Source organism: Enterococcus sp. FZMF, from assembly GCF_030263915.1.
Classification (GTDB): domain Bacteria; phylum Bacillota; class Bacilli; order Lactobacillales; family Enterococcaceae; genus Enterococcus_D; species Enterococcus_D casseliflavus.
In genome coordinates, this window is sequence record NZ_CP127160.1 from 1273810 (window position 1) to 1294378 (window position 20569).

General features: G+C 44.4%; 22 protein-coding genes and 1 other annotated feature. Of the genes, 21 read left to right on the forward strand and 1 reads right to left on the reverse strand.

The window, feature by feature from the left end; translation table 11 throughout:
• Positions 1 to 543: 543 nt before the first annotated feature.
• The 4 genes from QN079_RS06125 to leuD are packed head-to-tail and all read left to right on the forward strand — an operon-like array spanning position 544 to position 5075.
• Positions 544 to 2064: a 2-isopropylmalate synthase gene (locus QN079_RS06125; protein ID WP_289230525.1), complete on the forward strand. Its 1521-nt coding sequence runs from the start codon at positions 544 to 546 to the stop codon at positions 2062 to 2064.
• Positions 2061 to 3125 carry a 3-isopropylmalate dehydrogenase gene (gene leuB, locus QN079_RS06130; protein ID WP_081116522.1) on the forward strand — a complete coding sequence of 355 codons (1065 nt, stop codon included), beginning with the start codon at positions 2061 to 2063 and terminating at the stop codon, positions 3123 to 3125. The genes QN079_RS06125 and leuB overlap by 4 nt, the downstream gene beginning before the upstream one ends.
• On the forward strand, positions 3106 to 4488 hold the full coding sequence (gene leuC, locus QN079_RS06135) for a 3-isopropylmalate dehydratase large subunit (RefSeq protein WP_270274014.1): 1383 nt from the start codon (positions 3106 to 3108) through the stop codon (positions 4486 to 4488). Before leuB ends, leuC begins: the two co-directional genes overlap by 20 nt.
• Positions 4488 to 5075, forward strand: coding sequence for a 3-isopropylmalate dehydratase small subunit (leuD, locus tag QN079_RS06140; protein WP_016610311.1), 588 nt, complete (start codon positions 4488 to 4490; stop codon positions 5073 to 5075). Before leuC ends, leuD begins: the two co-directional genes overlap by 1 nt.
• A gap of 17 nt (positions 5076 to 5092) precedes the next feature.
• Here the strand turns inward: leuD and QN079_RS06145 are convergent, their stop codons facing one another.
• The gene (locus QN079_RS06145; protein WP_270274015.1) at positions 5093 to 5746 is read right to left on the reverse strand and encodes a uracil-DNA glycosylase; all 654 of its coding nucleotides are present in this window, start codon (positions 5744 to 5746) and stop codon (positions 5093 to 5095) included.
• A 169-nt stretch (positions 5747 to 5915) separates the two neighbouring features.
• Positions 5916 to 5986, forward strand: a sequence feature (ribosomal protein L21 leader region).
• Between the two features lie 19 nt (positions 5987 to 6005).
• Between QN079_RS06145 and rplU the strand changes: the two genes are divergently transcribed.
• The 17 genes from rplU to QN079_RS06230 all read left to right on the forward strand — a co-directional run bounded on the left by rplU (position 6006) and on the right by QN079_RS06230 (position 20446).
• Complete coding sequence (rplU, locus tag QN079_RS06150) at positions 6006 to 6314, forward strand: 50S ribosomal protein L21 (protein ID WP_005225751.1); 309 nt, start codon at positions 6006 to 6008, stop codon at positions 6312 to 6314.
• A gap of 26 nt (positions 6315 to 6340) precedes the next feature.
• Positions 6341 to 6685, forward strand: a complete 345-nt coding sequence (locus QN079_RS06155) for a ribosomal-processing cysteine protease Prp (RefSeq protein WP_005225752.1) — start codon at positions 6341 to 6343, stop codon at positions 6683 to 6685.
• 12 nt (positions 6686 to 6697) lie between these two features.
• Positions 6698 to 6991, forward strand: coding sequence for a 50S ribosomal protein L27 (gene rpmA / locus QN079_RS06160; protein ID WP_003126181.1), 294 nt, complete (start codon positions 6698 to 6700; stop codon positions 6989 to 6991).
• Positions 6992 to 7100: 109 nt separating this feature from the next.
• Positions 7101 to 7565, forward strand: a complete 465-nt coding sequence (locus QN079_RS06165; RefSeq protein ID WP_015509496.1) for a GNAT family N-acetyltransferase — start codon at positions 7101 to 7103, stop codon at positions 7563 to 7565.
• Between the two features lie 459 nt (positions 7566 to 8024).
• Complete coding sequence (locus QN079_RS06170) at positions 8025 to 8960, forward strand: phosphate/phosphite/phosphonate ABC transporter substrate-binding protein (protein ID WP_015509497.1); 936 nt, start codon at positions 8025 to 8027, stop codon at positions 8958 to 8960.
• A gap of 95 nt (positions 8961 to 9055) precedes the next feature.
• Positions 9056 to 9844 carry a phosphonate ABC transporter ATP-binding protein gene (phnC, locus tag QN079_RS06175; protein WP_016610305.1) on the forward strand — a complete coding sequence of 263 codons (789 nt, stop codon included), beginning with the start codon at positions 9056 to 9058 and terminating at the stop codon, positions 9842 to 9844.
• Complete coding sequence (gene phnE, locus QN079_RS06180) at positions 9841 to 10623, forward strand: phosphonate ABC transporter, permease protein PhnE (protein ID WP_005235330.1); 783 nt, start codon at positions 9841 to 9843, stop codon at positions 10621 to 10623. Before phnC ends, phnE (QN079_RS06180) begins: the two co-directional genes overlap by 4 nt.
• Positions 10620 to 11411, forward strand: coding sequence for a phosphonate ABC transporter, permease protein PhnE (gene phnE / locus QN079_RS06185; protein WP_270274017.1), 792 nt, complete (start codon positions 10620 to 10622; stop codon positions 11409 to 11411). The genes phnE (QN079_RS06180) and phnE (QN079_RS06185) overlap by 4 nt, the downstream gene beginning before the upstream one ends.
• A gap of 145 nt (positions 11412 to 11556) precedes the next feature.
• Entirely contained in the window at positions 11557 to 12465 is a 909-nt protein-coding gene (locus QN079_RS06190) for a diacylglycerol/lipid kinase family protein (RefSeq protein WP_270274018.1), read from the forward strand.
• Between the two features lie 96 nt (positions 12466 to 12561).
• The gene (locus QN079_RS06195) at positions 12562 to 13095 is read left to right on the forward strand and encodes a GNAT family N-acetyltransferase (RefSeq protein ID WP_270274019.1); all 534 of its coding nucleotides are present in this window, start codon (positions 12562 to 12564) and stop codon (positions 13093 to 13095) included.
• Positions 13096 to 13277: 182 nt separating this feature from the next.
• On the forward strand, positions 13278 to 16100 hold the full coding sequence (locus tag QN079_RS06200) for a sigma-54-dependent transcriptional regulator (RefSeq protein ID WP_445971401.1): 2823 nt from the start codon (positions 13278 to 13280) through the stop codon (positions 16098 to 16100).
• Positions 16101 to 16329: 229 nt separating this feature from the next.
• Entirely contained in the window at positions 16330 to 16824 is a 495-nt protein-coding gene (locus tag QN079_RS06205) for a PTS sugar transporter subunit IIB (RefSeq protein WP_026008065.1), read from the forward strand.
• A gap of 69 nt (positions 16825 to 16893) precedes the next feature.
• Entirely contained in the window at positions 16894 to 17886 is a 993-nt protein-coding gene (locus QN079_RS06210) for a mannose/fructose/sorbose PTS transporter subunit IIA (protein WP_005225763.1), read from the forward strand.
• Positions 17887 to 17916: 30 nt separating this feature from the next.
• Positions 17917 to 18720, forward strand: coding sequence for a PTS mannose/fructose/sorbose transporter subunit IIC (locus QN079_RS06215; protein ID WP_005225764.1), 804 nt, complete (start codon positions 17917 to 17919; stop codon positions 18718 to 18720).
• Positions 18721 to 18740: 20 nt separating this feature from the next.
• Positions 18741 to 19652: a PTS system mannose/fructose/sorbose family transporter subunit IID gene (locus QN079_RS06220; protein ID WP_005225765.1), complete on the forward strand. Its 912-nt coding sequence runs from the start codon at positions 18741 to 18743 to the stop codon at positions 19650 to 19652.
• 114 nt (positions 19653 to 19766) lie between these two features.
• Positions 19767 to 20132, forward strand: a complete 366-nt coding sequence (locus tag QN079_RS06225; protein WP_005225766.1) for a DUF956 family protein — start codon at positions 19767 to 19769, stop codon at positions 20130 to 20132.
• A gap of 74 nt (positions 20133 to 20206) precedes the next feature.
• A complete protein-coding gene (locus QN079_RS06230; protein WP_005225767.1) occupies positions 20207 to 20446 on the forward strand; it encodes a GlsB/YeaQ/YmgE family stress response membrane protein in 240 nt (79 codons plus the stop codon).
• The last annotated feature ends 123 nt before the right edge of the window (positions 20447 to 20569 follow it).

Below are 20569 nucleotides of genomic sequence, written 5' to 3' on the forward strand. Positions count from 1 at the left end.
TTATACGAATAACTCACCTTAAGTTCAATCTTTTCGAGTCTTTGGAACAACAAAAAAACCAGTCATACGACTGGCAGGATAAAGGGGTGAAAAATATTTTTGGGATATTTCTATCATAACGGTGTTATGTGGAGGTTTGGTTAAAATCCTGTGAAGATCTCGTCAGGTTCTGCTTAAATTTTCATCAAGGAAGAAAAGCAACCCATCATCAGGGCGAAAACAAACTTTTTATCGAAATATTCAGAAAATTCAGGGAAAAGTGTTGACAGAGGAACCTGCTGTTTGGTATCTTCATAACAAGATAAAAAAAGTGATAGGTGACGACGATGGATAAACGATTGAAACAAACAGCTGCATTTTTATTATTATTATCGTAAGGACTCTTTTTCTATGACCCGCCTTTTTAAGGCATCATTTGAAGAGTCCTATTCGCATTGCATGAAGGAAACCCTTTATGGAGTGCTTTTTTTATACCATTTTTTCAATTTGTTTGAATGAGGTCGCGCCAAGCGTGCCCCTACCACTGCCAAGGAGGAAATAGTGATGAGAAAAATCCAGTTTTTTGACACCACATTGAGAGACGGTGAACAGACGCCGGGAGTCAACTTCAATACGAAAGAGAAGGTTCAACTGGCGCTGCAATTAGAAAAATGGGGGATCGATACGATCGAAGCAGGCTTTCCGCTTGCATCAGAAGGAGATTTTCAAGCAGTCCAAGCGATTGCTGGGGCGGTGACGAAAATGACCGTTGCAGGACTTGCCCGTTGTCAGAAAAAAGACATTGATCGTGCCTATGAAGCTCTTCATCAAGCCGTCGATCCCCAGATCCATGTCTTTCTAGCAACGAGTGAGGTGCATCGCCAGTACAAGCTGAATATGACGAAAGCAGAAGTACTTGCTTCCATCAAAGAACATGTGGCTTATGCCCGTGAACGCTTTGAAAAAGTTCAATTTTCACCAGAAGATGCCACCCGCACCGATAAGGCCTTCTTGCTTGAGGCGGTTCAAACAGCGATTGATGCCGGCGCGACGATCATCAATGTGCCCGATACAGTAGGGTTTACTAATCCTACGGAATATGGTGCGCTTTTTGCCTATTTGATCGCCAATATCAAGAGTGAGCAGCCGATCATTTTTTCTTCCCATTGTCATGATGACTTGGGAATGGCGACAGCCAATGCGCTGGCAGCTATCGAAAATGGTGCTGATCGGGTGGAAGGAACGATCAACGGGATCGGCGAACGAGCGGGCAATACCGCATTAGAAGAAGTGGCGCTGGCGTTGCATATTCGCAATGATTTCTATCAGGCTACCTCCAACATCAAGTTAAACGAAACAAAACGCACCAGTGATCTGGTAGCACGTTTGTCTGGGATCACGGTACCGAAAAACAAAGCGATCGTCGGCGGCAATGCCTATGCTCATGAATCTGGGATTCATCAAGATGGCGTCTTGAAAAATCCTGAAACTTACGAAATCATTACCCCGCAACTGGTAGGCGTACAAACCAACTCACTGCCTCTAGGCAAACTTTCTGGCCGCCATGCGTTTGTCGATAAAATGCAGCAGCTGGGGTACCAGTTTGACCAAGAAGAAACCAACGAATTGTTTAAACGTTTCAAAGAGTTGGCAGATAAGAAAAAGCAAGTGACCGAACAAGATTTGTCAGCGTTGGTGGCTGACCAGGGCCGCAGCCAAGAAGATGGTTGCGAGTTGGAGTCAGTTCAGCTGCAATACGTGTCCAATGGCCATCAAGGAGCGGTGGTTTCTATCATCAAAGACGAGGAAAAACAAGTGGCATCAGCCATCGGTGCCGGCAGTATCCAAGCTATCTACAACTCGATCGATCAGATTTTCCAGCAGCAGCCGAAGTTGTTGAACTATGAGATCACTGCCTTGACCAGTGGGGAAGATGCGCAAGCGGAAGTGCACGTGGTTATTGAATGTCAGGAAACCAATGAAAAAATCAGCGGGATCGGCTTAGACTTTGATGTCTTGCAGGCGTCAGCCAAAGCCTATGTACAGGCTAGCGCAGCTCTAAAGAATCGAGGTGTCCTTGTTTGAAAAAGATCGTGGTTTTAGCAGGAGATGGCATCGGACCAGAAATTATGGCCAGTGCGCTTGCGGTATTGAAAGCGGCTTGTCCAGACCATCTTCAACGCTTTCATTTTGACCAGCGGCCATTTGGTGGTGCGGCGCTGGCACTTACTGGAGAGCCATTGCCGCAAGAAACACTACAAGCTTGCCAGCAGGCGGATGCGATCCTTTTAGGAGCCATTGGTGATCCAGTTTGGGAAAACGCACCGATAACACCCGAGAAAGGACTTTTGAATTTGCGTCAAGCGTTAGGGCTATACGCCAATATTCGACCTATCAAAGTAGTTGATGCGGTGATTGCTTTGTCTCCCATTAAAGAAGCGATCCTTCGGGGGACAGATTTTGTCATCGTTCGTGAGTTGACTGGCGGTATTTATTTTGGCGAAAAAGCAGAAAAACCTGAAGAAGCCTACGATATCAATCATTATCATCAAGCAGAGATTCGACGGATTTTGCGTAAAGCTTTTGAGATCGCCCGCACGCGGAAGAAGCGGGTTCTCTCTGTCGATAAAGCAAATGTGTTGGCGACTAGCCGACTTTGGCGCCGATTAGCGGAAGAAACGGCACAGGAATTCCCAGATTGTCAGTTGACTCATCAATATGTTGATTCCGCCGCTATGAAAATCATCCAAAATCCCAAAGACTTTGATGTAATCGTGACAGAAAATCTCTTTGGCGACATTTTAAGTGATGAAGCCTCGGTTTTGCCAGGGTCATTAGGGGTGCTGCCCAGCGCAAGTCATGGCGCAGAAGGGGTTTCTTTATATGAACCGATTCATGGCTCTGCACCTGATATCGCTGGGCAAAATTGCGCCAATCCGGTTTCCATGATTTTATCTGTCGTCATGATGCTAAGAGAGTCCTTTCAAGAGGAAGAGCTGGCGGATACCATCGAAAATGCTTGTTACGAGGTAATGAATGCGGGGATCTTGACCCGTGATCTAGGTGGTACAGCAACGACAACTGCCTTTACAGAAGCGGTTATTGCACAGTTAGGAGTGAGCAATTATGGGGAAAACGCTGTTTGATAAACTATGGGATCGGCATGTGATCACAGGAGAAGAAGGACAAGCGCAGTTGCTTTATGTCGATCTGCATATGATCCATGAAGTGACGACACCGCAAGCCTTCGAAGGATTACGGCAAGCGGGACGGACCGTCCGTTGTCCCGAAAAAACCTTCGCAACGATGGATCACAACGTGCCTACCAAAGATATTTTTACCATCACTGATCTGGTTGCAAAAAAGCAAATGGACACGTTACGTAAAAACTGTCGTGATTTTGGGATCGAATTGTGTGACAATGGCTCTGCCAACCAAGGAATCGTCCACATGGTTGGCCCAGAAGTTGGCTTGACCCAACCAGGGAAAACGATCGTTTGTGGGGATTCCCACACTGCCACCCATGGTGCTTTCGGTGCGATCGCGTTTGGGATCGGTACGAGTGAAGTGGAGCATGTCTTTGCGACACAGACGATTTGGCAGACAAAACCGAAACGCATGGGAGTTGAGATTACCGGTCACCTGCAGCCGGGAGTGTACGCCAAAGATATTATTTTGGCATTGATCGCGACGCATGGCACTGATTTTGGTGGTGGCTATGCCGTAGAATTCTTTGGCGAAACGATCCGTAGCCTGACGATGGATGAACGCATGACCATTTGCAATATGTCGATCGAAGGTGGGGCGAAAATGGGCTTGATCGCACCTGATGAAACGACCTTTGCTTATGTGCAGGATCGACGCTTTGCGCCACAAGCGTTTGCCAGTGCGGTGGCTGATTGGCAAAGCCTTTATACCGATGAAGATGCCAGCTATGATGCCCTGATCACCCTAGACGCAACAACCTTAGAACCCTATATCACTTGGGGAACCAATCCAGAAATGGGGGTACCAGTCAGCGAAGCGTTTCCTGAAGTGCGGGATCACAATGATCAGCAAGCCTATGAATATATGGCGCTGCAACCTGGACAGACAGCTGCTGATATCCCCATTGAATACATTTTTATTGGATCGTGTACCAATGGTCGTTTGTCTGATCTGCAAGAGGCAGCGGCGATTTTGAAAGGTCAAACCATCAAAGAAGGGGTCACTGGTATTATCGTTCCTGGTTCACGCCCTGTTCGTAAAGCAGCGGAAGCGATCGATTTAGACAAAGTCTTTATTGACGCTGGTTTTGAATGGCGGGAGCCTGGCTGTTCCATGTGCTTAGGAATGAATCCTGATAAAGTACCAGAAGGCGTCCACTGTGCCTCCACATCAAACCGCAATTTTGTTGGACGGCAAGGGAAAAACGCGCGGACGCACCTCTGTAGTCCAGCGATGGCGGCAGCAGCTGCGATTCATGGGCGCTTTGTCGATGTACGAGAAGTGGTTGGAGGTGTTGGTTAATGGAAGCTTTTACGCAATTTGAAGGTACGACGCTGCCTTTGATGAATGACAATATCGATACCGATCAAATCCTACCGAAAAATTATTTGAAGCGCGTTGAAAAAACGGGCTTTGGCGAATTTTTATTTGATGATTGGCGCTATTTGCCGCAACGCAAGCCTAATCCAGCATTTATCTTGAATGATCCAGCATATCAGACCGCTCAAGTCCTCGTCACTGGTGATAATTTTGGTTCTGGCTCTTCTCGAGAGCACGCGGCATGGGCGCTGTTGGATTACGGCTTTAAAGCCGTGATTGCTGGCAGCTTCGGTGATATTTTCTATATGAATGCCACCAAAAACGGGCTGCTGCCCATCGAGCTGCCATTGGATGTTCGCCAAAGGATCGCTTCGCTGCCTGCTTCAGAAAAAATCAGCATTGACTTGCCAAGGCAATGTGTGATCGTTGCTGGGGAGGAGCATTTCTTTGCAATCGATGCTACCTGGAAACACAAATTGATCCACGGTCTCGATGAGATCAGTATCACGTTGCAGGAAGAGGCGAAAATCACCGCCTATGAGCAGACGATTCCAGCGTATTGGCAGTAGGGCTAGGGGACTGGACGTTATTCGTCGGCTGGTATTTGTGTGAGAATGTTTCTTAAACCTCGCCAATCGGCTTCGATTTGCGGAGTCAACGTTCGATTGTAAAAGATCGCAGCGGGATGATACATCGGCACGATCAAATATTCTTTTTCCGACCATTGATAGCCATCTTTTGTTGGATTGCTTTCTTGTATTTTGGAACGGATCACTTCGCCATGGTGATCTTTGATATAATAGGCGTTGCCTAATAATCGCTGCAGTCCGATATTGCCAACAGTTGCAATGACAGGCGGATCTACAACGGACAACTCGTAGTCAAGCAGCGGTGCGTGTAGCAAGACTTCTTTTTTGGTAGGTGTCCGATTGGGATGGACGATCTCATGGGCACCGCTGCGTTTGTTGATCCGTTCTTTGACGGAATATGGGCGGCTGCGGACAGCACTGGTGATGTAGACATCCTCACGGGTCAAACCGGCTAAAGCCAACGATTTCATCAATTCTTTTCCTGCTTGTCCGCTAAAAGGAATAAAATTCTCGATTTCGGTTCGACCAGGGGCTTCCCCAACGATCATCAATTTGGGCTGCAGCGGTCCTTGACCGGGAACAAATCCTTCCAACGGATAACTGCGGGACGCCTGTTGAACGGCAGTGGCTAATTCTTTGGGGTATTGCATGAAAACTCCTCCAATTCTGTTTCACTTGTGCTCTTTCTTCTATAGTAATAGAAAATAAAAAATGCACAAAAGGAAATGACTAGTAGCAAAAGAATTCTGTCTTTTCCTTAATTAGTGATTGACTTTAGGAAAACATTTTGATAAAGTTAATCTGTTGTAATTGTGGACTCCACAGCTACAACCGCACAGAACAAGTAGTAAGTACGAAAGTCACTTGGGATGGCGAGTCTAAGTATATTATAAGGAGGTGCTGTAGAGCATGTACGCAATTATCAAAACTGGTGGGAAACAAGTAAAAGTTGAAGTGGGTCAAGCAATCTACGTTGAAAAATTAGACGTTGAAGCTGGACAAAAGGTTACTTTTGATGAAGTTATCTTAGTAGGTGGCGAATCAACAAAAGTGGGTGCCCCAATCGTTGCAGGAGCAACTGTTGAAGGGACTGTTGAAAAACACGGCAAACAAAAGAAAGTCGTAACTTTCAAATACAAACCTAAAAAACATTCACACCGTAAACAAGGTCACCGTCAACCTTACACAAAAGTTGTTATTGACGCGATCAACGCTTAATTCTTACGAAAAGCAGGGTAACGAATATGATCAAAGGGACATTCAAACGAAATGACTCTGGTCGGATTGTTTCTTTTGAACTAGCTGGACACGCACAAGCAGGAGAATACGGCAAAGACATCGTCTGTGCTGCAGCATCCGCTTTAGCGATCAGTGCAGTCAATGGGATCGATGCTTTGGCTGGCGTTGCGCCAAAAGTTGAAGCAGATAACGAAAATGGTGGGTACTTATTAGTCACACTGCCTTCTCGTTTGACCCAAGAGCAGTCGAATATCGCACAAATTCTTTTAGAAAATTTGTTGATCGGCTTGCAATCAGTTCAAGAAGAGTACAACGATTATATCCAAATCAAAACTACTAAAGAAAACTAGGAGGTGCATCTCATGTTGATGAAAATGAATTTGCAATTCTTCGCTCACAAAAAAGGTGGGGGTTCTACTTCTAACGGACGTGACTCTCAATCAAAACGTTTAGGTGCGAAACGTGCTGACGGTCAAACCGTTTCAGGCGGTTCAATCCTTTATCGCCAACGCGGTACTAAAATTTACCCAGGGGTAAACGTAGGTATCGGTGGAGATGATACATTGTTTGCAAAAGTTGATGGCGTTGTTCGTTTCGAACGTAAAGGCCGCGACAAAAAACAAGTATCTGTGTATCCAGTAGCGCAAGAAGCATAAGAAAATGACATCCAGATTACGTAAAAGTAACCTGGGTGTTTTTTTATACACCAATGAAACCGTTTTAACGAAATAGTTATTTATAATGGCTTAGATAAGGAGCGAAGCAATGATTCAGTTGAAAGAAATCACGAAGGAAAACTATCGTGCGTGCATGAATTTGAAGACAACGAAGGAGCAAGAAGACTTTGTTGCGCCCAATTGGTACTCAATGTTAGAGGCGATCTATGAGGAACCTCGTCAGGCATTTGCCCTATACTATGGTGAGGAAATGGTCGGCTTTATGCTATTTAGTTTTTACGAGGCGGATGAGGATTATCCAAAAGCTTCGTGGTGGATCGAGCGGTTTATGATCGCAGAAAAATTCCAAAATCAAGGGTTAGGCACTCAGGCGTTTCTTGCTGGGTTAGATTGGTTCAAAACCCATATCCAAGCGCAAGAATTAAGGATCTCCGCTGTGGATGGCAACGAGATCGCAACGAAGCTTTACGAACGCAATGGCTTTGTTTTGACGGGTGAAATGATTGAGAACGAGCATGTACTCTTGTTGCAGCTGCCAACGGACCAAGGGTAAATGACTCTTTCTACAGTAAGAGAATGAGGTCAAAAGCAGAGGTTCTTAAGGGAATCCTCTGCTTTTTTTGTATTGTTTCGTAAAAAAAGTGTGCGGTCATCTTCTGGTTAGACGTTTCAAGAAATTTTGTGCACTTGGGGTAAGAATGACGAGTATGTCCATGCTTTGTTGTTCACAAAGTTCCTTTTGCTGTTAACAGAATCTTTACACGTTGACAACACAAACCTTATATTCATTTGATACTCTGAGGAAGTAGAACAAATGGAAAGAAACTTTCGAAAAACGTTGATTATTGAGAATGTGCTCACGAATGATTTCGGTCAAAACACGAACATTATCAAAAAAGAAAACGTTCGTAATTCGAAAAAGATTGTTTTTAATTCGTTGGTTTTTTATAATCAAAAAGGAAAGTTCGGAATTCCATGAGTTCGATTTTTTTAATGAAAAGGAGAAAAAGTGATGAAAGTTTGGAAGAAAACGGCAATGTTTGGTTTAGGTTTGGTGGCAGCAGTTACGCTGGCGGCATGTGGCTCAGGTGGAGCAAGTACTGACTCGGCGGCTGAGGACGCAGGATATGTACCAGAAAAGTTGACCGTTCAATTTGTCCCATCACAAGCAGCAGAAACATTAGAAGCAAAAGCAAAACCACTTGAGCAATTGTTAAGTGATGAATTGGGGATTCCAGTTACAGTGAGTGTTTCCACTGACTACAATACAATCGTCGAAGCAATGGCTTCGAAACAAGTAGATGTCGGCTTTTTACCGCCGAATGCCTATGTTTTAGCAAATGAGCAAAGCAATGTAAAGGTGTTATTGCAAGCACAGCGTTATGGCATCAAGCAGCCTGGTGGCGAATCAACGGATGAATTGGTTGATAGCTATCGTTCAATGATCGTCGTAAAAAGCGGCAGCGACATCAAAGAGTTGGAAGATTTAAAAGGCAAAACGATTGCCACGCAAGATGTTACTTCTTCTGCCGGTTATGTTTGGCCAGTAGCAGAAATGAAAAAAGCAGGCATCGATATCAATACGGATGTGACGACTGTTCAAGTCAAAGGCCATGACCAAGCGGTCTTATCAGTCTTGAATGGCGACGTTGATGCGGCGTTCGTTTTTGAAGATGCCCGTAACACGGTCAAAAATGATTACCCAGAAATCATGGATGAGGTAGAACCAATGTACTTTACCGAACCGATTCCGAACGATACGATCAGTGTTCGCAGCGATATGAGTGAAGAGTGGGACAAAAAAATCCAAGATGCCTTTATCGCGATCGGAAAAGATGAAGAAGGAAAACAAATCATCTCTGATATTTACTCTCATGAAGGATACGTTGTTTCACAAGACAGCAATTTCGACATCGTAAGAGAGTATGCGGAACAAGTCGGACAATAATTAATAGATGAATAGATCGGGAGGGTACCGGTAGTTGAGGTACCCTTTTCGAATGGACAGCAATTTTTACCTAATGGAAAGAAAGTAGGAGAATCATGGCTCTAGAGAACGAAACGATTATTTCATTTCAGAATGTGACCAAGCAATACCCAAATGGGGTGTTGGGGTTGAAGGACTTGAACATCGATATCAAAAAAGGGGAATTTGTCATCGTAGTGGGCTTATCCGGTGCAGGTAAATCGACGATGCTGCGCTCCATCAATCGACTGCACGAGATCACAAGCGGCGAGATTTTAATCGATAACAAGTCGATCACAAAAGCAAAAGGAAGAGAGCTGCGCTTGATTCGTCGAGACATTGGCATGATTTTCCAAAGCTTCAATTTGGTGAAACGTTCGAGTGTCTTGCGAAACGTCTTAACGGGGCGGGTGGCTTATCATCCCACGATCAAAATGCTGCTGGGTCTGTTTCCGCAAGCGGACAAAGAGTTGGCGTATCAATCACTGCAGCGGGTCAATTTAGCAGAAAAAGTCTATACCCGAGCCGATGAATTGTCTGGCGGTCAGCAGCAGCGGGTTTCGATTGCCCGGGCGTTGACGCAAGAGCCGAAGATTATTTTAGCGGATGAACCAGTTGCTTCATTGGATCCGTTAACCACTGAAAAAGTCATGAATGACTTAAAACGGATCAATCAAGATCTGGGGATCACCATCGTAGTCAATTTACATTCTGTCCAATTAGCTAGAGAATACGGCACGCGGATCATCGGGTTGCGAGACGGAGGCTTGGTTTTTGATGGCCCTGTCAGTGAAGCGACCGATCAGCGATTGAAACAGATTTATGGCAGCGAGATCATGGAAGAGCAGGAAGGGGCGGGACAATGACGACAAATACGTTGCCGAAACGCAGCGGACTATGGAAAAATGTTCTTTGGCTCGTCATTTTTTTAGTGGTATTGTTCGTTAGCGGCTCTATTTCAGGTGTTGATTTGGCACGGTTCTTTAGCAATAGCAGTCAAATGAATGTCATCTTACAAAAGATGGCTCATCCTGATTGGGCGTATGCCAAAATCATTGTTGAGCCGATTTTGCAAACGATCCAAATGGCGATCATCGGCACAACCTTTGGTGCACTGGCGGCCTTTCCGTTTTCACTTTTAGCAGCACGAAATATCATGACCAATCATTGGATCAGTGGTTGTTTCCGTTTTGTTTTGAATATCATTCGGACGGTACCTGATTTGATGCTGGCGGCTTTATTTGTCGCCATTGTCGGAATTGGTCCGGTTGCAGGGGTGATCTCCATCTCTGTGTTTTCTTTTGGGATGATCACCAAATTGTTTTATGAATCGATTGAAACGATTGATGAAGGTCCGATCGAAGCGATCACGGCTTCTGGAGGATCGAAGTTTGATATCATCCGCTATGCAGTCGTACCGCAAGTCATGAGTCATTTTCTTAGTTACTTGCTTTATGCCTTTGAGATCAATGTGCGGGCATCGACGATTCTTGGGTATATCGGCGCAGGCGGAATCGGTGTTTTCTTACAACGATCTTTAAGCCAATTTCGATATGACCAGACGTCGATCATCGTCTTAGTGATTTTTGCAGTTGTTTTGGTGATTGATACCATTAGTAATAGATTAAGGGAGCGATTATTATGATGTTGCCAGCAGAACCGAAAAAGAAAAAAATACGGAATTGGCTGATCGCTGTAGTCGTTATCCTCCTTTATATCTGGGCTTTTGCTGGCGTGCCCTTTGCTCGTGTTAAAGAAAATGTCGGTCAAATTGTCGGCTCGATCTTTTATGGCCTGATCCATCCTGATTGGGGCTATGTTTATACCGGTGATGGCGAAGATTTGATCAGTCTGATGATCGAAACCGTCGCGATTGCCTTTGTTGGGACCTTTTTGTCATCGATTTTAAGTATTCCTTTTGCCTTTTGGGCGGCGCGCAGCAAAAACAGCCCTCGCTGGTTATCGGGATTTGGGAAAATCGTGCTGACGGCGATTCGAACGTTTCCAGAAATCGTCTTAGCCATCATGTTTATCAAAACGGTAGGTCCGGGCTCCTTTGCTGGCGTCTTGGCGGTCAGTGTCCATTCCATTGGGATGCTAGCAAAGCTTTACAGCGAAGCGATCGAAAACATGGACCATGGTCCCTCGGAATCCGTCATTAGTGCGGGAGGAAGCCGCTGGGATGTATTAGGCTTTGCGACATTGCCGCAACTGATCCCAGAATTTCTTTCTTTTACCTTGTATCGATTTGAACTGGCTGTCCGTTCAGCTTCGATCTTAGGGATCGTAGGGGCAGGTGGGATCGGTACACCGATGATCTTTGCCATCAATGCGCGTTCATGGAGCCGTGTAGGAATCATTTTATTAGGGATCGTGGTGACAGTCACGATCATTGATTTTATTTCTGGGCGTTTGCGTAAACGATTGGTTTAATAAAATGAAGTGAGTACTCGAAAAAACACAGTCTGATTAGGCTGTGTTTTTTTGTAGGGGATAGGCGGAGGTCGTTTAAGACAGGTTTCGTGAAACTTGTTATACTGGATTCATAGAAAATGAACCCAAACAAGGAGGCTGTTTTATGAAAGCATTATTGATCGTCAATCCAAGCTCTGGTGGGGAACAGGCCCAAGAATATGAGCAGCTGGCAGAAGAAAAGTTGCGGGAAGCTTTTTCAGAAGTCGTGGTCAAACATACCGAAAAAGAAGGAGATGCCACACGTTTTGCCTCTGAAGCGGCAGCAGAATTTGACAGTGTCTTTGCAATGGGCGGTGATGGTACCGTCAATGAAGCGGTCAATGGCTTAGCCCCTCATGACAAACGACCAAATTTTGGTTTCTTCCCGCTGGGAACAGTAAATGATTTAGCCAGAGCATTAGCGATTCCACTAGATCCTAAGGAAGCCATCGAATCATTTGCAGTGGATCACACCCGCAAAATCGATATTGGTCAGGTCAATCAAGACTATTTTACTAATGTGGTGGCGATCGGTATGATTCCAGCAGCGATCAACAACGTAGAGGTCGAAGAAAAAACCAAGCTGGGAAAAATGGCCTATTTTGTTTCTGGTCTGCGGGAAGTGCGGAAAAATGAAAGTCATCCGTTTGAAGTGACCGCCGAAAATAATGGCGAAAAAAAGACGATCGCTGTGGAAAGCAGTACGATGATCGTTGGGTCATCCAATACGATCGGCGGTTTCGAATCTCTTTTGCCTAAAGCGAGTACCGATGACGGCAAATTGCATCTGATCTACTTGAAGGATACGAATCTTTGGGAGACCGTCAAAAGTGTCCCAGAGCTTCTCAAAGGGGTGACAGAATCAAATGATGTTCTTGGCTATCAAACCTTTGATAAAGCTGCGATTCGTTTGACGGATGGGGCAACGATCGAAACAAATGTCGATGGTGATCCAGGACCTGAATTGCCAATCACAGTAGCGGTACTGCCGCAGCATCTTACCGTGTATTGCGGAGCTGAAAAAGCCCGCTAAATCATTTATCACTAGGAAACGATCCGTCAAAAGCGGATTGTTTTTTTTGTTCAGAAAGAGTATACTGGGAAAAAATTTACTGAAAGAAGGGATTCTATGACGATACGTTCTGTCACGATTGCAGATGCCCAAGCCTTGACAGCAATCTATGCTTATTATGTAGAAAATACACCGATTACCTTTGAAACGGAGGTGCCATCGGTTCAAGAATTCGCGGAACGCATCGCCAAGACCTTGAAACGCTACCCGTATCTCGTTGCAGAAGAGGCTGGTGAAATCGTCGGTTATGCCTATGCGTCAGCCTATAAAGAACGGGCTGCGTACGATTGGACCGTTGAAGTAACCGTTTATTTAGCGCCGGATGCCAAGGCAAAAGGGCTCGGCACCGCTCTTTATCAAGCGCTTGAAGAAAAATTGAAAGCGCAAAACGTGGTCAATCTGACTGCCTGCATTACAGGAGGCAATCAACAAAGCGAGGCTTTTCATGAGAAACTTGGGTATCGGAAAGTTGCTGATTTTGCGCATGTCGGCTATAAGTTCAATCAATGGCACGATGTGATTTGGATGCAAAAAGAACTGCAATGGTTTCCTGAGAAGGTACCAGCGTTCATTCCCAATGAAAAAGCCTAACGCATCCTGACTTTTGAATATCTTTTTTTGGCAAAATGCTTTATGCTGAGAGTAGCATGTGATAGGACGTTCTATTGCTCTTTCGAACAAAGTATTTTGCTTTTTCTGTGCAGGAAAAAAGTTGATTTTTTATAGAAAAATGAGTAAAGTATTCAAGTGGAAAAAACAAGGAGGCGAAGCTGTTGGGCAAGCGAATCGAACGGATTTATCAATATATCGTCGAAAATACGATGAGCGGCTTAGGGGAAAAGAAAGGGTTGTCTACTTCAGAAGTTGCCGATCATTTAGCCATTCAGCGCAGTAATGCCAGTAAGGATTTAAATAAGCTTGTCAAAGAAGGGCGCGTCGAAAAAAGCGACTCGCGGCCTGTTCGCTACTGGGCGGCAGGGGTCGATCCCAGCAGTAGGGAAAAGTATGTGCCAAGCTACAAAGAAAGTCGCCCGCAAAGAGAAAAAGCCTTCCCTCAACGGGTACAAGGAAAACCCTCTGACCGAGATATTTTTGCGACGATCATCGGTGCCAACGGAAGTATGAAAAATGCCGTTGAGCAGGCGAAAGCAGCGATCTTGTATCCGCCAAAAGGGCTAAACTGCTTGATCACAGGGCCTACTGGCTCTGGGAAAACCTACTTTGCCCATGCGATGTTCCAGTTTGCCAAAAGCAATCAAGTAATTGCCGATGACAAAGAATTGATCGTCTTTAACTGTGCCGACTATGCAAATAACCCAGAGCTTTTGATGAGCCATTTGTTTGGTTATGTACGGGGGGCATTTACGGGTGCCGATCAAGAGAAGATCGGTATTATTGATCAAGCGGATGAGAGTATGTTGTTTCTCGATGAGATCCATCGATTACCGCCAGAAGGTCAAGAAATGATTTTTTACTTTATGGACCATGGAACGTTTAGTCGTTTAGGGGAGACGGGCAAAAATCATCAAGCGAATGTCCGAATCGTTGGAGCGACTACCGAAGACCCCAACTCAACGCTATTAGATACCTTTACCCGACGCATTCCTATCAATATTCAACTGCCCTTCTTTGAGAAACGACCCGCATCAGAAAAAGTCGATCTCGTTCGGGTGTTAGTCGGGCAAGAGGCGTCCCGTATTCAGCGGACGATCACCTTGACAGAAGATGTAGTCAAAGCGTTGATCGGCAGTGTCAGTTTTGGGAATATCGGTCAATTGAAATCCAATGTCCAGCTCGTCTGTGCCCGGGGCTTTCTGAATCATATGCAACAAGATGAGATTGAGATCGATTTGATCGATTTGCCAGAAGGAATTCGTTCAGGATTGATCGTTTTGGGGAATCGCCGCAATGAGCTGGCGGAGCTTTCTAAAATCCTTGAACCGAAGATCAGCATTCAACCGAATCAAAACTTAAACAATATTCAATCAGATTCCTATGAATTGCCTTACAATCTCTACGATATCATCGGGGATAAAGCAGCCTTATTAAAAGCAGATGGTTTGGATCAAGAAGCAATCAATCATTTTATCTCAACCGATATCAATGTTCATTTGAAATCTTTTTATAAAGATCACGGCTTCTCTTTTAATTCTGTCAATAAACTAAGTGAATTTGTCGATCAGAAAGTGATCAGTGTAACAAATCAAATTTATGAGATGGTTCGGAAACGCTTAAATTACGATTTCCAGCAAAACTTTATTTACGCGATGAGTCTGCACATCAGTTCTTTTTTGAAAAAGATCCATCTGGGAGAAGAACGGCAAACCAACGACAACATTCGTCAAATGGTGGCGGATTACCCCCAAGAATTCGAAGTTGCCAAAGAAGTCCGCGACTTCATCGGCGACAGCTTTCACGTGGCGATTCCTGAAAGTGAATCCTATTACTTGGCAGTTCTATTGGTTTCACTGCGTACGACACATTCCTCTGGGAAAATTGGTGTCGTTGTGGCAGCTCACGGCAACAGTACGGCTAGTAGTATGGTACAAGTAGTCAAGCAGCTGTTGGAAGTCGATCAAGTGACAGCGGTGGACATGCCATTAGATATGCCACCGGCTGTGGCGTTGAAAAAAATCGTGGATAGTGTACGAGCAGTCAATGACGGCAGTGGGGTGATCCTCTTAGTCGATATGGGGTCCTTAGCGACCTTTAATAATGAAATCCAGCGAGAAACGGGTGTGGCTGTTCGAACAGTCGATATGGTGACTACCTCCATCGTCCTTGAGACGGTCCGTAAAGCATCAGTGATCGGCACGGACCTCGATCAGCTCTATGATTCATTACGGAAGTTCCGCGGATACGGAGCGGTCACTGTGGAAGAACCAGTGACGCAAAACCACCACCCTAAAGCGATTCTAGCGGTCTGCGCTTCGGGAAAAGGGACAGCGCAGCGCATCAAAGAATTGATCCAAAGCTCATTGTCGAAACGCCAAAATCAAAATGTTGACGTAGTGACCTTATCGGTGGCGGATCTGAGAACGGACTTGGATCAGATTCAACAGCGCTACCGGCTGATTGCCGCAACGGGGATCATTGATCCGCATATCGATGCACCGTTTATTTCATTAGAACGTTTTATCGACCAAGATGTTGATCTTTTGTTGGATGATATCCTATTGGAAAACGATTTGAGTTTTGAAGATGAAGTGCAGCTAGATGATCGGCAGGCAAAGGAAATCTGTGTTCGGTATTTAGAGGAAAACTTTACCTATATCAATGCGAAAAAAGTGGTAGAGCCGTTGTGGAAATTTGGCGAAGAGATCATTCACGATTTGGATTTGGTAGGGGCGCAGCAAGGCTTTCAGATCAATTTTGTGATGCATGGCGCAGGTATGCTGGAGCGGATCTTGTTGCGTCAACCATTGACTGTTTCTGAAATTGATTTAGCAGCGATGGAGGAGAATCCTCTTTACGGCCAATTGCATGTGCATGTCCAATCATTTTCGCGCTTGATGAATATCGAAGTGCCTAAGACAGAAGAGTATTACCTGCTGGAGCTGATCAAAAACCATCACGAAAAAGAAATGTATTTTTAAATCCTGAAAATAATACAGATACACTAAAAAAGATACAGTGTTTTTTAGTGTATCTTTTTTAGTGTATTGTCCGAATGCTGATTCTTAAGGTTTTTTCAAGAATAGTGTATCGAAAAAACTTGGCACGCTTCTTGCTTCTATATAAGTGGATACAGGAGGTGATTGAAAAAAGAACAGATCCTCAATATGAAAAGCGGATCGATGGATGTAGGAGGCTTGCACAATGGGAATGGATATACGTCTTGCCCGAATCGACGATCGGTTGATTCATGGTCAGGTCGCCACAGCTTGGTCGAAAATGACTGGTATCAATCGAATCATCGTGGTCAGTGATGAGGTCGCAAATGACCAATTACGGAAGTTTCTCTTGAAAGAAGCTGCTCCACCAGGAATCAAATCCAATGTGGTGACAGTAGCAAAAATGCTTGAGGTGGCGCATAACACATTATTTAATACGCAAAAAGTCATGTTATTATTTACCAACCCTCAAGATGTCGTGACTCTGGTCAAAGGAGGCATTGACATTCGTTCCGTCAATATCGGCGGCATGAGCTTTTCAATGGGAAAACGGATGATCACTAATTTCGTGTCAGTCAATGATCAAGATCTTGCTTCGCTGCTTTATTTGCAAAATCAAGGCATAGAAGTAGAGATACGCAAAGTTCCAGCTGATCGTAAAATCTTTTTGAAGGATATTTTGGAAAAAGAAGGTAGTCACCCTTAATTTTTTCGATGTTGTTTTTTCTTTCGTATTCGTGTCACATTTTTCAATTTTGATATAGGAGGTAAAAAGATGGTAGGAATTATCCTAGCAAGTCATGGAGAATTTGCTAACGGCATTTTGCAATCTGGTTCAATGATCTTCGGCGAACAAGAAAATGTTAAAGCTGTTACATTGATGCCAAGTGAAGGTCCAGATGACATCAAGGCAAAAATGCAAGAAGCAATTGCTACATTTGACGATCAAGAAGAAGTATTATTCTTAGTTGATCTTTGGGGTGGTACTCCTTTCAACCAAGCAAACAGCTTGTTTGAAGATCACAAAGACAAATGGGCAATCGTTGCTGGTATGAATTTACCAATGGTGATCGAAGCCTATGCTTCACGTTTTTCAATGAACACTGCGCATGAAATCGCTGCGCACATCGTTGAAACAGCTAAAGAAGGGGTTAAGGTCAAACCAGAAGAGCTTGAACCAGAAGAAGCGACAGCACCAAAAGCTGTGCAAGACGATCAACCTAAAGGATCACTTCCTCCGGGAACTGTTCTAGGCGATGGCAAAATCAAAATCGTGCTTGCGCGTGTGGATTCTCGTTTGCTACATGGTCAAGTCGCTACAGCTTGGACAAAATCAGTTAATCCATCTCGGATCATCGTTGTTTCTGATGCAGTTGCAAAAGATGATTTGCGTAAAAAACTGATCGAACAAGCAGCTCCTCCTGGAGTAAAAGCGAACGTCATTCCAGTGGACAAAATGATCGAAGTTTCTAAAGACCCTCGTTTCGGGAATACGAAAGCTTTACTATTATTTGAAAACCCACAAGATGTATTGCGTGCAGTTGAAGGCGGCGTTGACATCACTGAAGTGAACGTTGGTTCAATGGCTCACTCTGTTGGGAAAGTTGTTGTAAGTAAAGTATTGTCGATGGGTACGGACGATGTGAAGACATTTGAAGATCTAAAAGGACGCGGCATCAAATTTGATGTACGTAAAGTGCCAAATGACTCTCGAGACAACATGGACGAAATCTTACGCAAAGCCAAAAATGAATTGGCGAATAAATAGAAACGTATTCAACTAAATAGGAGGTCTATCATGACTATTATATCTATGGTATTAGTAGTACTCGTTGCCTTTTTAGCTGGTATGGAAGGAATCTTGGATGAATTCCAATTCCATCAACCGCTAGTCGCGTGTACTTTGATCGGTTTAGTGACCGGTAATTTGGAAGCATGTATCATTTTGGGCGGATCATTACAAATGATCGCACTTGGATGGGCAAATATCGGTGCCGCTGTTGCACCTGATGCTGCATTGGCGTCTGTTGCATCTGCAATTATTTTAGTTTTAGGTGGACAAGGAACTGCTGGTGTTGATACAGCGATTGCCGTTGCGATCCCTCTAGCTGTTGCTGGTTTGTTCTTGACAATGATCGTTCGTACATTAGCTGTGCCAATCGTTCACTTTATGGATGCTGCTGCTGAAGAAGGCAACATTCGTAAAATCGAAATGTGGCATGTGATCGCTGTATGTATGCAAGGGGTTCGTATTGCGATTCCTGCAGCTGCATTGTTGGCAATTCCTGCTGCAACTGTTCAAAACTTCTTAGAATCAATGCCTGCATGGTTAACTGATGGTATGGCTATCGGTGGTGGTATGGTTGTTGCCGTTGGTTATGCAATGGTTATCAACATGATGGCAACTCGTGAAGTATGGCCATTCTTCATTATCGGTTTCGTTATCGCAGCTATTTCTCAATTGACATTGATCGCTATCGGTGCTTTGGCAGTAGCAATCGCATTGATCTACTTGAACCTAACTAAAATGGGCGGATCATCAAATGGAGGCGGCGGCAGCAACACTGGCGACCCTCTAGGCGATATCTTGAATGACTATTAGAATCGAAGGAGGAGAAAAAAATGGCAGAAAAAATTCAATTAAATAAAAAAGATCGTTTAGCCGTAGCATGGCGCTCTACCTTCATTCAAGGTTCATGGAACTATGAACGTATGCAAAATGGTGGTTGGGCATTCTCAATGATTCCAGCAATCAAAAAATTATACAAAACAAAAGAAGACCGTGCCGCTGCATTGAAGCGTCACTTAGAATTCTTTAACACTCACCCATATATCGCATCGCCAATCTTAGGGGTAACATTAGCCTTAGAAGAAGAACGTGCCAATGGCGCGCCTGTCGATGACGTAGCGATCCAAGGGGTAAAAGTTGGGATGATGGGTCCTTTAGCCGGTGTCGGTGACCCTGTGTTCTGGTTTACTGTACGTCCGATGTTAGGTGCTCTAGGTGCTTCTCTTGCTTTAGCTGGAAACATCTTAGGTCCAATCATCTTCTTCGTTGCATGGAACATCATCCGTTGGGCATTTATGTGGTACACACAAGAATTCGGCTATCGTGCTGGTTCAAAAATCACTGATGACCTTTCAGGCGGATTGTTGCAAGATGTAACAAAAGGTGCTTCAATTTTAGGGATGTTCGTATTAGGGTCACTCGTTCAGCGTTGGGTATCGATCTCATTTGCGCCAGTTGTCTCAAGCGTACCGCTTGATGAAGGTGCTTATGTCGATTGGGCGAACTTGCCTTCTGGCTCTGCTGGTTTGCAACAAGCCTTCCAACAAGTTGCTGAAGGCCGTGCGTTGACTGATACAAAAGTAACAACATTGCAAAACAACTTGGATCAATTGATTCCTGGTCTAGCTGCACTATTGCTTACTTTATTATGTATGTGGTTATTGAAGAAAAAAGTTTCTCCAATCATCATTATTATCGGTCTATTCTTAGTCGGTATCGGTGGACACTTGATCGGATTGTTATAATCTTTTCAATGAAAGGTGCTTGGGGCAACCCAAGTACCTTTTTATTTATTCGCCAAACCTGCTGCAAACACGTATAATAAGATAATAAGACGATATAGAATGGAGTAAGCGCAAATGGTACAATCTCTTAATACAAAAGTGGATTTGACGATCGATGCTACGTCTTTTTTAGGGATCAATGAGTACGGCAAAATCATGATCGGCGATAAAGCCTTTGAGTTTTACAATGACCGTGACAAACGTAAGTTTATTCAGATCCCATGGGAAGATGTCGACTATGTGATCGCTTCGGTCATGTTCAAAGGCCGATGGATACCACGCTATGCGATCCGCACCAAAAAGAATGGCACGTATACCTTCTCCTCAAAAGAACCAAAAAAAGTCTTGCGAGCGATTCGTGAATACGTCGATCCAGACCATATGGTGCATTCATTAGGCTTTTTCGATGTATTGAAACGAGCCTTCACTCGCAGAAAATAACAAGAGAGCATATATTTTTCCAATTGATTCTCAATATGGTACCCTTTTTATAAGAAAGTTTAGGAGGGGTTAGTATGCACTTTTTATGGACATTGATCGTTGGAGCGGTCATCGGTTCAATCGGTGGTGCCATTGCAGGCGAAAAACGCGGTTGTATTTTTGATATCGTTGCGGGACTTGTAGGCGCATCGATTGGTCAAGGCCTTTTTGGCACTTGGGGACCGCAAGTAGCAGGAATGGCCATCGTGCCAGCGATTATCGGTGCGGTCATTTTCGTGGCAGTCGTATCGTTCTTTTTGGGACGTAAAAGATAATTATCAAAAAGGGACTGTGACATAAGTCCATAGAAGAAAACCGCAAGAAATGACGAGAAATCGTTCATTTCTTGCGGTTTTTTGGGTAAAATAAAAAGGAGCACCGGTTGCCGCCAATGCCCC